Source organism: Streptomyces sp. NRRL F-2664, from assembly GCF_000719345.1.
Classification (GTDB): Bacteria; Actinomycetota; Actinomycetes; order Streptomycetales; family Streptomycetaceae; genus Streptomyces.
The window spans coordinates 1-276 of the sequence record NZ_JOFX01000524.1; the positions used below are offsets into that span (position 1 = coordinate 1).

At 68.8% G+C, this 276-nt stretch carries 1 pseudogene; it reads right to left on the reverse strand.

What is annotated here, in order from left to right:
• Window positions 1-276: pseudogene (locus IF89_RS40140) on the reverse strand (transposase); the annotation flags it as partial.

Sequence of the window (276 nt, forward strand, 5' to 3'; positions counted from 1 at the left end):
CTCGGGCCTTCTCCGGGTCGGCGAGAGTGTCGGGCGCGAGGTGCATCCCGGCGGCGTCGTGGTGGGCATGGACAGAGGTTGAATCCACGCTGACAAGCGATAAGTCCACCTCACCCCGCTTCGCGGCCTCCGCGATCGCACCCTCCAGCAGGGCCTCGGACACCCCGCGCCCCTCCACTGACGGAACCGGTTGCGGACCGTCGGCCAGGCGCCGAATTCCTGAGGCATCTCCCTCCACTGGCCACCCGTCCGAAAGCGCCAGATCACGCCCTCGAA